Source organism: Latilactobacillus parasakei, assembly GCF_049674265.1.
Classification (GTDB): domain Bacteria; phylum Bacillota; class Bacilli; order Lactobacillales; family Lactobacillaceae; genus Latilactobacillus; species Latilactobacillus sakei.
The window spans coordinates 470,531-486,080 of the sequence record NZ_CP186861.1; the positions used below are offsets into that span (position 1 = coordinate 470,531).

Annotated in this window: 17 protein-coding genes; all 17 read right to left on the reverse strand. The window is 40.5% G+C overall.

Annotation, left to right across the window (positions count from 1 at the left end; translation table 11 throughout):
- Positions 1–8: 8 nt before the first annotated feature.
- The gene (gene fabG / locus ACPBEH_RS02335; protein ID WP_424349574.1) at positions 9–740 is read right to left on the reverse strand and encodes a 3-oxoacyl-[acyl-carrier-protein] reductase; all 732 of its coding nucleotides are present in this window, start codon (positions 738–740) and stop codon (positions 9–11) included.
- Positions 740–1,684, reverse strand: coding sequence for an ACP S-malonyltransferase (locus tag ACPBEH_RS02340; protein ID WP_424349575.1), 945 nt, complete (start codon positions 1,682–1,684; stop codon positions 740–742). Before ACPBEH_RS02340 ends, fabG begins: the two co-directional genes overlap by 1 nt.
- 137 nt (positions 1,685–1,821) lie before the next feature.
- Positions 1,822–2,061 (reverse strand): acyl carrier protein, encoded by a 240-nt coding sequence (locus ACPBEH_RS02345; RefSeq protein WP_011374520.1) that lies wholly within the window; start codon positions 2,059–2,061, stop codon positions 1,822–1,824.
- 42 nt (positions 2,062–2,103) lie between these two features.
- A complete protein-coding gene (locus ACPBEH_RS02350) occupies positions 2,104–3,084 on the reverse strand; it encodes a beta-ketoacyl-ACP synthase III (protein ID WP_011374519.1) in 981 nt (326 codons plus the stop codon).
- Positions 3,085–3,094: 10 nt separating this feature from the next.
- Complete coding sequence (gene fabZ / locus ACPBEH_RS02355) at positions 3,095–3,550, reverse strand: 3-hydroxyacyl-ACP dehydratase FabZ (protein WP_011374518.1); 456 nt, start codon at positions 3,548–3,550, stop codon at positions 3,095–3,097.
- A 267-nt stretch (positions 3,551–3,817) separates the two neighbouring features.
- Entirely contained in the window at positions 3,818–4,372 is a 555-nt protein-coding gene (locus ACPBEH_RS02360; protein WP_407142773.1) for a GNAT family N-acetyltransferase, read from the reverse strand.
- 1 nt (position 4,373) lies between these two features.
- Entirely contained in the window at positions 4,374–5,090 is a 717-nt protein-coding gene (locus ACPBEH_RS02365) for a MerR family transcriptional regulator (protein ID WP_424349576.1), read from the reverse strand.
- 81 nt (positions 5,091–5,171) lie between these two features.
- On the reverse strand, positions 5,172–6,284 hold the full coding sequence (locus ACPBEH_RS02370) for a DNA alkylation repair protein (protein ID WP_424349577.1): 1,113 nt from the start codon (positions 6,282–6,284) through the stop codon (positions 5,172–5,174).
- Between the two features lie 93 nt (positions 6,285–6,377).
- Positions 6,378–6,989 (reverse strand): LysE/ArgO family amino acid transporter, encoded by a 612-nt coding sequence (locus tag ACPBEH_RS02375; protein ID WP_056948489.1) that lies wholly within the window; start codon positions 6,987–6,989, stop codon positions 6,378–6,380.
- A 573-nt stretch (positions 6,990–7,562) separates the two neighbouring features.
- The gene (locus ACPBEH_RS02380; protein WP_424349578.1) at positions 7,563–8,414 is read right to left on the reverse strand and encodes a hypothetical protein; all 852 of its coding nucleotides are present in this window, start codon (positions 8,412–8,414) and stop codon (positions 7,563–7,565) included.
- Entirely contained in the window at positions 8,404–8,829 is a 426-nt protein-coding gene (locus ACPBEH_RS02385) for a Panacea domain-containing protein (protein WP_424349579.1), read from the reverse strand. The genes ACPBEH_RS02380 and ACPBEH_RS02385 overlap by 11 nt, the downstream gene beginning before the upstream one ends.
- Positions 8,830–9,102: 273 nt before the next feature.
- Positions 9,103–10,056 carry a GH25 family lysozyme gene (locus ACPBEH_RS02390; protein WP_424349580.1) on the reverse strand — a complete coding sequence of 318 codons (954 nt, stop codon included), beginning with the start codon at positions 10,054–10,056 and terminating at the stop codon, positions 9,103–9,105.
- The gene (locus ACPBEH_RS02395) at positions 10,056–10,334 is read right to left on the reverse strand and encodes a phage holin family protein (protein WP_424349581.1); all 279 of its coding nucleotides are present in this window, start codon (positions 10,332–10,334) and stop codon (positions 10,056–10,058) included. The genes ACPBEH_RS02390 and ACPBEH_RS02395 overlap by 1 nt, the downstream gene beginning before the upstream one ends.
- A gap of 10 nt (positions 10,335–10,344) precedes the next feature.
- Positions 10,345–10,653: a hypothetical protein gene (locus tag ACPBEH_RS02400; protein ID WP_424349582.1), complete on the reverse strand. Its 309-nt coding sequence runs from the start codon at positions 10,651–10,653 to the stop codon at positions 10,345–10,347.
- Between the two features lie 15 nt (positions 10,654–10,668).
- Positions 10,669–10,896 carry a hypothetical protein gene (locus ACPBEH_RS02405; RefSeq protein WP_424349583.1) on the reverse strand — a complete coding sequence of 76 codons (228 nt, stop codon included), beginning with the start codon at positions 10,894–10,896 and terminating at the stop codon, positions 10,669–10,671.
- A complete protein-coding gene (locus tag ACPBEH_RS02410; protein ID WP_424349584.1) occupies positions 10,896–11,327 on the reverse strand; it encodes a DUF1617 family protein in 432 nt (143 codons plus the stop codon). The genes ACPBEH_RS02405 and ACPBEH_RS02410 overlap by 1 nt, the downstream gene beginning before the upstream one ends.
- Positions 11,324–15,544: a gp58-like family protein gene (locus ACPBEH_RS02415; RefSeq protein ID WP_424349585.1), complete on the reverse strand. Its 4,221-nt coding sequence runs from the start codon at positions 15,542–15,544 to the stop codon at positions 11,324–11,326. The genes ACPBEH_RS02410 and ACPBEH_RS02415 overlap by 4 nt, the downstream gene beginning before the upstream one ends.
- Positions 15,545–15,550: the final 6 nt, after the last annotated feature.

The following is a 15,550-nucleotide window of genomic DNA, read 5'->3' on the forward strand; positions in this document are numbered from 1 at the left end:
TCCCTCACTTATATTGTCATCCCGCCATCGACAGTCAAAACTTGCCCCGTCAAATAGTCATTTTCTGCTAAAAATAAAGCGGCTGATGCCACTTCTTCTGGTTGACCAAAACGCTGTAATGGAATCTGCGTCATAATCGCTTCTTTAACACTCGGTTTTAAGACCGCTGTCATTTCAGTTTCAATCATTCCTGGTGCAATCGCGTTACACCGGACGTTGCGCATAGCGCCTTCTTTGGCGACGGATTGGGTGAACCCAATCACACCCGCTTTACTAGCGGCGTAATTGGCTTGGCCCATATTACCGTGTTGGCCAATTACGCTTGAAAGATTGATAATACAACCACTGCGTTGACGTAACATTTTTTTGAAGGCCACTTGGGTCACTCTAAAAGTGCCGACCAAGTTGACATCAACGACCGCTTGGAAATCTTCAACGGACATCGCCATCACGAGTTTATCGCGCGTAATACCGGCATTATTCACCAAAACGTCCAATCGACCATAGCATTCAAAGGTTTCTTTAACCAAACGATCAGCGGTATCTGCTGCGGTAATATCGCCTTGTACGAATAAATAGGTCACGCCTAAATCTTCGATTGCTTGGACGAGTTCAGCATCCAATGCTGAACGCGCATTAAGCACGAGTTGATAACCTGCTGCTGCAAATTTGAGGGCAATTGCCCGACCAATACCGCGGCTACCACCAGTAATCACGGCTACTTTTTCATTTGAAGTCATTAATGTACGCCTTCTTTCAAGGCAGCCACGACAGTTTCAAACTGTGCGCTACTGCTAATATTAAATCGTTCTAATTGAGAGACCGTTTGACGCGCAAACTTGCTAAGTGCGTTGCCCGGTCCCACTTCAATAACCGTTGTCACTTCTTGCTTAGCCAATTGTGTCAGACCAGTCGCAAAATGAGTTGGTTGATACATCTGTGCAGTTAAGGTTGCTTGTAAGCTAGTAACTTCAAAAGGTTGTTCAGTTGTATTACTGATCACGGGATAAACGCCCTCTTTAAAAGTGATTTGCGCTAGTGCTTGTTCAAATTGGTGCGCCGTTTCTTCAAATAAAGCGGTATGAAAGGCCCCTTTAACGGGTAACGGAATCACTTTAGGTGCTACTTCAAGCGTTTCAAATAACGTTGTTAACGCCTGAATCCCACTTTGAGTCCCACCAACGACAATTTGTTTGGGCGAATTATAATTCGCAATCGCCACCGTTTCACCAGTCTTTTGAATCGTCCCACAAGCTGCTTGAATTTGATTAATATCAGGTTTTAAGATCGCAATCATCGCGCCAGGATATGCTTCAACAGTCGCTTGCATTAAAGCACCACGCTTGGCGACTAGCGGCAAACCGGTCGTCAAATCAAGCATGCCACTGGCAATTAATGCTGAATATTCCCCTAAGCTAAGCCCTAAGGCACCAGCTGTTGAAACCCCCGCGTCTGTTAACATGCGGCTAATCCCAACGCTCATGGCTACGATCGCCGGCTGTGCATAACGCGTTTGACCTAATAAATCAGCATCATTCATGATTTTTTGTAAATCAAGTTGTGTCAGCTGACTAGCTTGGTCAATCGTGTCGCGGTAAATGGGATAATCTTGATATAAATCATTCCCCATTCCAACGCCTTCGCTACCCTGACCGCTCATTAAAAGTCCAATTTTAACCATCATCTGTGCTCCTTTAGATTGCTAAATGTCCATTTTGAAACTGACTCTTGCGCTTAACGATATTTGTCAAATCAGCGATTCCATCGCCAATTCGCCAAATGCGGTTAATGCTCAGAGTCAAACCGTTTCAAACGCACTCTTTATTTGTTTATTGTTTTTTCGATGTAGTCAACAACGTTTTGAACCGTTACGATTGATTCGTCTGGATCTAATTTAAGTTCCATGTCATCTTCTAATTGGTTCATTACTTCAAAGATATCTAAGCTATCTGCATCTAAATCTTCACGGATGTTCGTTGTTGGTGTTACTTGGCTTTCTTCAACGTCTAATTGTTCTGCAATAACTGCTTGTACTTTTTTTAAGATGTCTGCTTGTGTCATGATTAAAACCCCTTATAATTAATTAATTTTTTTAGTTTATTTTTAATAACGAATAATTTGAATGCCGATGGTTAACCCACCGCCAAAACCACAGAGCACGCATAAATCACCGCGCTTAATTTGGTTTGTTTCGACTTGTTCCGCTAATAATAGTGGAATACTGGCAGCCGAAGTATTACCGTAGTGCTGTAAATTCATTGGAAACTTGGTTAGCGGTTGATCCAACATGCTAGCCATTTTTGTAATCAAGCGTGAATTCGCTTGGTGGACTAAGAAGTGATCGATTTGATCAAGTGTCAAACCGGCTTCTAGGACCGCCGCTTCGATCGCCTTAGGCACGCGCCGTGTTGAAAATTGGTAGATTGCTTTACCGGTCATTTTGAAAAAATCAATCCCGACTTGCGTTTGACCAACCTGCCCGAAATTAGGCCGTTTAACCGGTGCGTAACCTGAAACTAATTGGTCACTTTCCGTACCAATCGTGATCAGCTTTTCACTGACCCAACTCTCTTGGTCAGAGGTAGTGCCTTGTAACAAGACACCCGCAGCGCCATCACCGAATAAAACGGCAGTACTGCGGTCTGACCAATCGAGCATTTTGGAAATAACTTCGCCACCGATGACCAAAACGTAATCATCTGGTGTCTGCACGTATCCTCGCGCAGCAGATAATGCGTAAGTAAAGCCGGAACAAGCTGCGCTAATATCAAACGCAAATGCTTGGTCAGCCCCTAATCGCCCCTGCACAATAGCTGCTGTTGAAGGTGTGTAATAATCCGGCGTCATCGTCGCAACGATAATCGCCTTAATTTGTGAAACTGCGATACCGCTCTTGTCCAATAACGTTTGTGCTACGCGTAAGCATAAATCAGACGTATTTTCCGTTTCCGAAATCCGTCTTTCTAAAATACCTGTTCGACTTTCAATCCATTCATTAGAAGTTTCCATAATGGCCGTTAAATCGTCGTTAGTCACAATGTTGGCGGGTAAAGCACTTGCCGTTTCAATTATTTTAAAGGCCATTTGTTAACCTCTACTTTTTTCCGAGGAGATCATCACGCGGGGCCACAACAAAGGTTAGCTCCGCTTCACAAACCATTTGACCATTAACAGTCGCATTGGTTTGGACAACTCCCATATTTTCTTTTTTCTTAGTTAATTTAACCGTGAAGACGATTTGATCACCGGGCCGAACCGTTTGATGGAACAAAACGTTTTTAGCAGCGCCCAGGTAGGCTGTCTTCCCAAAGAATTCTGGTGATTTTAGAATTAATATTGAAGCTGTCTGTGCCAAAGCTTCAATCATTAATGTATTTGGCATCTGTGGTGAATCGGGACGATAGCCACGCATGAATTGTTCATTAATCGTGACGTTCTTGATTGCCACCACTTCTTCACCGGGTACTAACGACTCAACAGTATCGATATAAATAATCGGGTACCGATTTGGAATTAGCGCCATAATCTCAGTTGTATTTAAGAGTGTCATAATGCCTCCCCATTGATTATTTAAAAATGTAATACGGCGTATCGCATTTCCATTCATGAACAATACCATATGTTTTTTTTGAAGTCAATTCGACTTTAAAACATATTTTACGTTGAAATATCGCATAAGGTGGCGGAAAAGCCGATTTAACGCGATTTGTTTATGCCGTATACAATAAAATTTTATAATGAATAAAATACAAAAAAATCCCCCAATCATTCGGTAGCAGTCAAAATGATTGGAGGATTGTTTTTTATATTCTTGCGCTTAATTATTCAACGCTAGCCACTGTTTCTTGGTCATCTTCGTAAAGTGTTCTTGACGCGTATCATCTAGTAATGGGTTATACATTTCATCAATCGTCAATTCTGGTTGGAAACCTAATTTTTCTTGTGCGCGCTTTGATTGTTGGTTCCCGTCATAATAACCACACCAAATATTATCAAGTTTAAGCGTTTCAAAACCGTATGCTAAAATCGCTTTTGATGCTTCAGGGATTAAACCTTGACCCCAATATGGGACACCAATCCAATAGCCAATTTCGGCATCATTCTCACCCATAAAGGGTTGCCCACCACCATTTTTAACTAATTCTAAACCAACACTACCGATTGCGTGTTGCGGTGCTGTTTTCAAATTAACTGAATAAATTCCCTCTGCCATTAAATAGTTTTGAATGAGTTCGCGACTATTAGCGACGCTAGTGTGCACCGGCCAACCGGCAATGGGGCCAATCGCTGGATCTTTTGCATATTCATAGATTGCTTGATCATCCGTCAATTCAAATGGTCTGAGGATTAAGCGTTGTGTTTCAAGTTGCATATTATTGTACCTGCCTTTTTCCTAGTATTTTAACCGCTAAGTGTTTGCCAGGGCTCAAAAAAGTACCCCGCGTTTCAATGCCAATTAACGGTAAGTTTTGATGAGTCGTGATGGCTGATAAGGCGCTATCAAATTCCGCGCCGCTAGCGGCTTCAATTGTCGTAAAATCATAACAACCGGCGGCAATGTGGTAGTCGCTTGGCATGGGCGTTGCGATACAAATCGCATAATCCGTTTCGCCAATCACATAATACAGCTGGCGGACCATCAAATCGGGCTGCCAATCAATTGCTTCAACTACCGATAAATCAAAATCTTGCGCAAATGGTAGCCGTTTTAAAACGCGCAAATGAATTGTTTGATTGACCTGATAAGTTGTGTCATGAGTCGCTTGTTGTAATTGCTCATCAACGGTTCGCTCTAACGCTTGTAACCGGGCAATTTCTTGTTGCAGCGCCTGTTTTTTATTCAGAAGCATCGTTTGTTCTGGATAATCCGTTGTTAAAATCAACTTTATTTCAGCTACTGATAAATCTAATGCCCGCAAAAATAGAATAAACGATAATTGATAGGCCTCGGCCATACCATATTGCCGATAGCCATTCTCAGCGATTTTCGCTGGCAATAACAACCCCTTATCCTCATAATGCCGGATGGTGTACTGCGTTGTCTTAAATAATTTGGCAAATGCCGAAATCGTCAATAACTTTTCAGCCATCTTCTCACCTCACAAAAAAGTATAAACCCTAGGGTAACCCAAAGGTCAAGCGAGTGTTATTCACACCGGTTTTGAAAAATGTCACTCCTCACGCCGGACCACTTCAAACACAGTTTTAGCCACTTCTCGTCCGTTGACAATCAGTGCCACGTTATGTTGCCCTGGATAGTGTTTCCGGGTCGTTAAATCTTTAAAATTAATTTGTCGTTCACCACGTAGCCCTTGGCGACCATCAATTTCTTTTTCCGCTAGCTTAAATAACTTACGCGACTGTTGACCATTGGCCTTCACATAATCTACTGCGTATTCAACCCGAATCAGTAGCTTGGCTTCCGGTCTAAAGCGAATCTGATAGTGAAACGCTAATTTATCACCAATGGCTACAGTTGTCGCGGTTGTTTTGATGGTTGCTGATAGCACTAACGGCTTTGATGGACTATCGGCTGCATAACCAAATAAGGTTTGAACCGCCAAGAAATCCTTTCGCAATAACGTCCGGCAACCATGACGAATCACCCAATCAACCGCTTCAGATTGTCCCTGCCACTTTTTAGCCGTTTCAATCACCAATTGTGGGTGGTCCTTAGCGATATCGTTTAAATTATTCGCGACGCTGCGTCGAACGTATAGTTCAGGATCATTTTTAAGTCGTTCTAGAATCGCTATGACCGGTGTCGGATCTTGTTTAAATACCGGTAAAGATTCTCCCCAAGGTAAACGTGGTCGACAGCCTTCACTTGCTAAACGCCGCACATGGGCATTTGTGCTTTGCGCCCATTGTGTCATTTGTCTCATCGCCCGTTCTGAGTCCTTTAAAATGAAAGTCCGAATCGCGAACTCCGCTGAAGATTGTTGGGTAAAAATCTCAAGTGCGTGCATTGAAAGCGCCCAATCCTCAGGACGTGTGCCATAAACAACAACGAAATCCGGGAAAAAGAGATAGGCAAATCCCTGACAATCAGGCGCCAATTGTTCTAAAAGTGCAATCGCTTCTGAATAGTCCTGTGGTAAAAATTGCCCGAGTACGGTCGCAATTTGGCGGGTCCGTTGTTTCAACGTTAATTCAGCCCAATTATCGGCTAGAACGGCACCCACGAATTGTTGTGTTTTAAAGGGCCGATAAACTTCTTGAACCTGCCGACTAAAGTTAGCCAGGAATGCTTCTGTATAAATATCTTTTAATAATTCAGCCATTACTAATGCCTCCGTTTTTTCGCTTTCTTCTATCATACCGTTCTTAACAGCTAAAAAAAACGCCCATCAATTGATGAACGTTTTTTTTGCGATCTAAATTAAAATCCCGGCCACTTTCACAATTAACATCAAACCGTAACCGATAATAATTAGTGCGCTAAGGATATTGACCCACATTAGGAACTTAGGCGATACCTTATCTCTAAAAATACTAAACAAGATGGCAATACCGAAGAACCAACTAGCAGTCGCCGTCACAACGCCGATAATAAATGGTAATGATTGACTGGCAGTCATGTCCCCACGCAGCGCACCCAACATCAATGTTCCATCAATCAAGGCTTGCGGATTGCCCCAGACAGCAATAAAGGCTGTTAAAATCACTTTTTTGAGTGGGATTGGTTGCAGTTTACCAAATTCAACGGCCGCCCGCGCGCTCCGCAAAATCGTATAACCAATCCACAAAATCAAGAGACCGCCGACACCCATAATCGTATACTTAATAATTTCATTTTGAATAATTAACGCACCAATGCCATAAAAGGCCACCACGGAAAAGAGCGCATCAAACAGCCAAATAAACAAACTATTTAAAACCGCGCGCCGTGTCGTATTCGACAATGCATTATTAAACACGAAAATATTTTGCATCCCAATTGGTGCGACAAAAGCAAATCCAATTAGCATCCCTTTTAAAAAAATCATCCAAATCCTCCTCTAAATCTCACATCCAGTTCTAGTTTGCTAAAACTGCCTATAAACCTCTACTTTATCTGAATTTAGTAGCGCCGTCTAGTCCTTTAAATTAACTTATCATCATTATTCATTATCATCGTTATCTTAATGGCCGTTATTATCTATACGATTAGTCAATTGTTGGCGATATAATTTACTACACTACGTTAACTATTCTTCTTGTAAAAACGCTTTCTTATCGATACAATAAATATTGAAAGGTGGTTTTAAATTATGGTCAAATTGCATAACCATAGATATATCTACCAATATCCCGTTATATCGGGGTTTTAATTTTTAAAAATACGATATATAACGATAAATTTATGCCAGTATGTCCCCAAAATGTCCCCAAGATTAATTCGAATAGAGTAGTAAAAAAACAAGCCTAACCCACAATTTTAGTGAGTTAGGCTTGTTTAGTTGCTTATTTAAATGTTCCACACGCAATGCCGCTTGGCCACTCACGCTACGTCAAACGACTTCTCCATTTGCCATCGATTAAAATAAGACTAGCTTACTACTTAAGTAAGCTAGTTTTATTTATGGATGTCTTTTTTGATGCCATTTGTCAACATTTATTGCAACAATTCCAATTACCACAGTTACTATTATTAAACCTATACTCCACCAAAAAGCATGTTCAGTGAAAATAGATTCCATATAATTAACATTAGCATAAATTAACCCAAATACGAAGATAATAAAAAAACTAAAAACAACAAGAAATCTTGTTGGGTAAGAAGTCTTATAATCTTTTCCCATTAATTTTGAAATCCCCGTCAATAATGCTACTAATATCATATATGTTCCAAATAAGAATACGGCTCCAAGCATTAGTTCACTCCCAACGCTAACAGAGTCAGTATCTTTTATATTTCCGAATACATTACCTAGAAGCTGTAACCCTCCGAATGTTGCAAAAGTTATTGCCGTAAAAATTCCGAGAATCCCAATATACTCTGAGTATAAATTTTTATACTTATCTAATAAATCTTCATTTTCTTTTTTTAAATTTTTAATTTCTTTCTCTCTGGAATCAAGATCATTATTTAGTTTATCAATCTTTTTTGTAGGTTCATCCAATAATTCAATCTTTTGCATGGATGCTAATTGAATATGATCAACTAACTTATATAACTTCTTTCTAAGTGCTTTCTCATGACTATCGAAATTTTGGCTATTGCTTAGAACATCGTTCAGAGAATCTAGAAATGACGTATCCTTTAACTCATTTCGATATACGATTCTCGAAACTTCAACGTACGGAATTCTACGTTTGTTTTTAATATACTCTTTTAAATCTTTATATATATCACTACTTAAAATTTCATTACCTGAGACAAATTGTAACTCAATCAAGATGTCAGATAGCTTTTTTGAATTATTCTCCATCTCTAATATTCTCTAACCTATAAGTAATTTCATCATGTTTTAATATACGATCTTTATTTGATTTCCAGAAAATTTCTTTATGTGTTGAATCCACTAAATCATACACATTTTGCTTCAGTCTAGTAATTATATTTGGTGTAAACACCTCGTATTGTTCATTAATTGAGCCAACATCGGTAATCTGATCACTTCCAAATATATTATACTCAAAATACAAATCTCTAACAACGGGGCCATAAGGCCAAGCTTCAAACGGAATATCGTATACCGTGCTGATAAAATCATCAATATTATTTTCTTTTATATAGTCTTTAATAATAAAATATAAAACCTTTTGTAATTGTAAATTGGTTACAGGCAAGTCATTTCTATCTGCTGTTGCTAATAGATGATTACTTAAATCTATCATAGTCATATCAAAACATCCTCCAATCCTAATATCACTATCCTCTTCACATAATGATATATTACTATACATTAATTAGCAAGATATACCAATTATTTTAATCAATTTTTTGATTATTTTCTTGAGTATTTAAACATGTTTAAAAGCGTTCGAATTTGCTTCAATCTGAAAATAACTTGTTTAAAAAGCTTATTTAACGCTAATTAACCTTAATTAGAAAATACGGTTTTAACTATACCAATTTATGTATGCCCTCATTCGAGGGCTTATTTGATGCTTACGTTATTTAATTTCTCCATACGATTTAATCTTGATACCAAAACCATCAGCTTCGCCAACAGCGCAATAAGCATATCCTTTTTCTCGTGGTTGGCGAACCCAAATGTAACCACCGGATACACATTTAGCGTCATATTCAACCTTCGAACCAACAGGTAAAGTTGTGATTAATGCGCTAGACTCGCTTGCTCCCCAACGTAAGTTTATCGGAGTCGAATTAATAAACATTGCTTTTTCTTGATACCATTGAACGCCTAGTTCATCAGTCCAAGTTTTAGGAGCTGTTGGTGCGGGTGCTGGCGTCGGCTTAGGTTGTGGGGCTGGCTTACCTGATACTGAGGTATAAGCGTCCCAAGCACCAGTATCGCCATAGAATACATCAAAGTCAAGATTACCAGACCAGCCATCCAAACGACCTGTTGAAGTGTATTGAAACATTGTCATTACTTTAAAATACTTCAAACTACCGTACAAATCACGAGGCTGGAACCCGTTAACTGCATTGTAATTATTGTATTGGGCAATCCACAAACCATAGTTGTCATTGGCTAGGTTACTCCAATTAGCATTATTTTCATTAGACAAGCTAATATACAATACTGGCCGGATACCAGTTTTAGCATAAACGTAATCTAACCAGCGTTTCGCCCATGCTGTATCAGTTTGATTATCTGACTCGTAATCAAGGATTAACATCGCTTTACCAATATAATTCTTGATTGAATCTAAGAAGAATTGCGCCTCAGCTTCTGCTGAACCTTGATAACCTAATTCGTGGGCAAAGTGATACAAGCCCAACTTTTTACCTGCGTTTAAAGTTTGTTCTACATGTGTATTACATGAAGGATTTACATAGCCGGTACCACCAGTGGCCTTGACTATAACAAAATCACCCGCTACTGCACCTACATTCATTCCTGTTTGATATGAAGCTACATCGATACCATTTAATGTCATTATTTTTGTCCTCCTAAAATTGATTTAACTGCGTCATAACCGCCAGCGCTGACAAGACCAGCAATAGCGCCATCAATGCCCGCAATTAATTGTGTTTCAAACTGTCCTGGCATAGCATAGAATACTGCCACGCCAATTAAAAAGCCGACTACCATATCAATTAACGGTAACCAGCGATTATCAAGTTTCGTTTGTTTAACAGCCCACGTGACTAGTGCCACAACGACCGCGATCATTGCGATTGCACCAGCGTTAGCTGTTTGGATAATTTCAATCATTTTGCACCTCCTATTTAATCAGTTTCATAATGACATCTAGCACTAAAGCCGCTAACCCGCTAGCGCCGAAAATCATGCCAAACATTTTGAACTGATTACTTTTAGACAACTTCTTAATCTCGAAATCACGTTGGTCAGCCAATCCGTTGCGCTTGATAACTTCTTTTAAAATATCCCTGTTTTGTTCACGCAAATATTGGTTTGATTGATCCACACGTGTTAGGCCTTCGCTTAGGTCTTTTTTTAATTCGGAGATATCCCGTTCAACGTCATTCAGACGGCTACCGTGCTCTTTTACTTCTTTTTCTAAATCAACCACATGCTATCCCTCCTTCTATTCTTTAACCGCCGTAGCCTTAGCTAACTTAGCCCGCGCAATCGTTGTGATGTCCTTCATAGTTAAATCATCGAATGTTTGCCCGTCGGTTAAGTCTTCGGCTGTCACGGTCATATTAGCGTTTAAGTAATCTGAACCCTCGTTACCGGACAAACTAACGGTAATGGATGAGGTGTTGCCATCTGCATCGAAATTATAAGTTAGTGCTGTCTTTTTAATATTCATTATTTTTCGCCATCCTTTTCATTTTCAAATACCGCTTCGAACTGATCCATTAAGATGTCATACAAAAGTGCGTCCTGATCGTTTAAATCGTCTGGATAATCAACGATGGACTCGTAGAGAGCCTTCAATTTATCGCTATACTCCGTGAATTCAATAACCGCTGGTTCGGCTTCAATCTCACTAGCAACCTCGTTGGCTTTAGCTGCATTGGTTTCGTCCACCTTATCATCAGGACCTTTTAACAACTCTCCGTCTTTAAAGTAAGGGTCTAGCGCTTCTTTGCGCTCATCGACATACTCACTATTCTTAGCCGCGATTAATTTAATCAGTTTGGTTCGGCCGCGACTTGCCCTGTTCTTTAGGTTTAAATCGTTTAAAAAATTTGCCGTTGGTAACAATTCATTGTTTTTAAAAGTTAGTGTTTTTGTCATGCTGATACCTTCTTTTCGTGAAATTTATTTAATTGTTCATACTTCATTTCTGATTTAACTAAGCGGTCTGTTTCGTACCCCCGCCGTTTGGCTTTTATCTCCCAAGCAAATTTTGCGTTAGGAATATTTGAGTGGACTTCAAAACTTGTTGCGTTCCTCTCTTCCACCCAGATTGTAGCATTTGAGTAAGAACTGATAAAAACCTGATAATCATGATCCGTATTGATAATCTGATTAAACAGGTCATCAATATGGATTAACGCACTGCCATATTCATCTGTGATGCCCTCACCAATATCACCTAAATAGGACTCTGCCGTTTCGTAAGCAGGCGTTTCTACGACGCCTTTTGAGGTCACATGGACAGCATTTTTCTTGCCCATAACGTCTAAGTTCCCCCAGAAAAACGCATTGCCACTAATGCCAACTCCGTTGGGTTTATCGTTTAATCCGGCGGTCCCTACGTAGACACCTGCTTGACTAGTGATTAAACTAGCACCTGTTTTCCCTTGAATGGCAATGCCGCCATTCCCTTCAGATAAAACATCAAACATAACCCGGCCTATTTCATTCTTATTGCTTCCACTCCAATTGTTGTACCAAACAAATTGACCATCTTTGGCCTCAAATCCATTGTTATTATAGTCGAGACTTCTAAAGTAGTTACTATCTAAGTCGAAACGAATTCTACCGTCTGCAGATGTTATATATCCTTTTTGAAACACAACTTGACCAGTATTTAAATTCATGCTCAAATTAGCGCCCTTTAAAGTCCCGGTCGTGATGTTATTAGCGTTAAGGTTAATCACATTCACGTTAGCGGCGTTAAGCGTGCCGGCTGTAATCTTATCGGCTCTAATGTCTGCAATCATTGCATCTTTAATTACTGCGTTATCAATTGAGGTTTGTCCAGTGATGTGGACCTTCTTGCCGTCTATCAGGATGCCCTCGGGGCTGATGTTGATTTGGTTAACTACTTTGTCTTTTTCGACGCGGAGATTGATGTCGTTCGCTAGTTGGGTGATTTGAGATTGGGTAGCGCTGTTACGCCTTATAATCAAGTCCGTGACCGTGACGTAAGCCACTGCGTTATTACTGTTACGCCAAGCGACCCACGCTTTTGCGTAAACTGCATTACTTGGTGCTTTAACAACGCCTGAGTGCTTAGCCCAGTTCTCTGCGGTTTTAGATTGCCCACCAACTGCTCCTGTTATCGTTTTTCTGTCAACATCATAAAAAATCAACCCTAAAACTACATCGCCTTTAAGACCTGTAGTGCTCCATCTAGTTTTAAACTCACAGTAAAACTCGTCACCCGGTGTCACGCTAAAAAACGGGCCGCTGGGCTCGACGTTCCCAGTCGCAGCCCCTGTCAACTTCAAAACATGCGCATCAGCTCTAACCGTTGCGTTAGATGCAGGAGGATTCGCTATGACAACCATATTATTTGGCATATAAGAAAGCGTCCACCATAGTGGTTTGCTCCCAATCGCAACATGCTCAAAACTTCCATCAACGACTAAATTATCTGAGCCGATTGACCCGACCACGCTAGTGATTTGGCCTGCTAGCTGTGTCACTTGTGACTTATCAGCCTTATTACCAACCGTTGTTTGAATTCCTTTGATTGTCTGCTGAACTTGTGTGTACTCGGTGTTTAACTTATCAATTGATTGAATCGCGCTAGTGATTTGGCCTGCTAGCTGTGTCACTTGTGACTTATCAGCCTTATTACTAACAGTCGTCTGGACACTATTAACTGTTATCTTCAATTGACTAAACTCAACTTGACTCGTATAATCTTCCACCGCTCGATGATAATCCGTGACCTTTGTCCCGGTTTCAACTTGCGGTTTAGCTAACCAGTAGTTAGCGCCGATAGTTTTCATCATCCAGTAGACCGCAGCTGATTTTAAGGTGCCCGAATAACTGTATCGTTTCCAATCAGTCGTTAACGTGAAATCTTTAGCACCAACGCCACCGTTTGGCTCACTATGTAGCGAGGCGCCATTTTTATCGGCTTTTGCATAGAACGAGACCAAAATATTACTGTTAGGACTGATATTTGACATTGCTTGCCATATCCCGTTAACAGTGCCACCGCTCCAAACCTCAGCTGTTTTACCTCTAAACGACGCAATTCCATCAATAGCGACACTTTTATCAATGACCCATTCGTTATTGTAAACATTCCAATGATTAGTTCCATCGGAAGCGTCACTGTTAAGAAGGTAATTTCGTGATCCAATCTGCATATTGTCAAGATTAGTTTGCACCTTCTGTACGCCTATATTAATCTGGTCGGCTTCAGTCTTAATTTGACCTTGCGTCCAAGTTTGAGTGGCATATCCATTCAATTTTGACGTTAACTCGGTCTTAGATACTGTCTGTGTGATTTGCCCAGCCTGTATTTTCTGTTCCGCATCTAAATTTTTAACCGTACCATTAAGCGAGTCAACCGTACTTTGGTTGGCCTTTAACTTGATTTCTTTGCTATTCAAATCAATAGTAGCGGTGTTATTAGTGACGGTTTGCTTAATCGTGTTGACTAGCGATAAGTCAGCTTTCAGTTGGATTGCCGCCTTATTTTGATTAATAATCGTGCCTTGACTTGTGACAGTGCCTTTTAACGTGTCGAACGTAGTCTGGTTAACTTTTTGTGAAAGCTGCCCATTAATGTTAGTTACTTCAGTTTTAACCGTCTGATCTAACTTATTAACGTTATCCAAGGCATTTTTAGCATTGGTTAAGGCTGCGCCCGCATTCGTTAATGCGTCTTTAGCCTGTTGTCCAGCTGCGGCCGCATCAGCCTTAGCCTGATTGGCAGTTTTATCAACGTCGATAACTTGCTGCTTTGCAAATCCCGCATCAGCCACGGCCTGATTGGCACCATCTACTGCCTTATTAGCCTGCTTCTTTGCTTCTTCCGCTTCTTTTGACGCTTCGTCAGCCGCTTTTTTAGCATCAGTTGAAGTCTTCGTTGAAGTTAAGAACTTCCAAGCTCCATTAGTGTAAATCCGTTCTTCAGTATCTGGGCCAACGTGCTTATACCAAAGGTCTCCCTCTTTAGGGAATAGTGGTTCTTGTTCCTCAGTGCCTTCATAAATATGATTGCCCTCTGCACCCTCACGACCACCAATTTCATTTACTACATTACTAATTATCCCACCATAACTATAAGTTGCTGGCGAACCAACCGACGTATCTGCCTTAGAAGTAGCTGTTAAACCACCATTGTAAGTAATCGTGTAGGACATATTAGGGACTTTAAATTCATTACCTTGTAAATCTTCAACAGTTAGCCAATCGCCAGCTTCAACAGCGGGATTGCCATTCCAATTTAAACTGAACGGATAGTAATTAGTAAACTTGAGCTCTTCATACATACGATCTAAAACATCTTGAGTCATGACGTTATTAGCTAGCTTAATCTGTGCTCCAGAACTTGAACCACTTTGCAGCACCGTTGTTTTGGACGTCTCATTACCGGTTTCATCCTTACTTGTAGTCACAACAGTACAACTAATGCCATTCAACTTAAAAAAGGTCTCGTTTTTAACGAGGCCTTTTAAGAAGTATTGACTTGGATCAATTTTAAATTCGCTATCAACAAGTGTTCTAATATCAAGATAGCCATCACGATCAAATAACGCAAAGCCCATCGCAAACTGTGCAATAATCCCAATCGCGTCACGGTAAGAATAGCCAACCAGTTCATTGATAGATATGTTTGGCAACCTTGCAAAGCTTGTGTCATTAGCTTTAACGCCCGCCATATTAGCAATTTCTACCGCCACTGATTTAATGGTAGCAGGATAACTCATCTTTGATTTATACGCTCCACCGAGCATCACCATACGATCCGTACATTCAATAGTTGTTGAGTTGTTGTTGCGGTCCATCTGGATCTTATCATCAATGATGAATGTGCCCATCTTGACATATTCAGTTGTCCCATCAGCTTTAACAATCCCGAACTCTAACAATACTTCATCAAGTTGCTTTAAGCCTTCTACTAGATGGCTAAAGGTAATCTTTGCCGAGTTCATGTAGGTTGATCCAATTGAAAATTGCTCACCCGTCATTGCGCCACTGTCATAGGCTACACTCGTTAAATCATCGCTACTATAGACACTTTTACCAATAGTGACACGTGCGCGCAACTCTCGGCCAGATGCTGCGAATGCATCATTGAACGCATCACTTACTTTTAACATACTTCG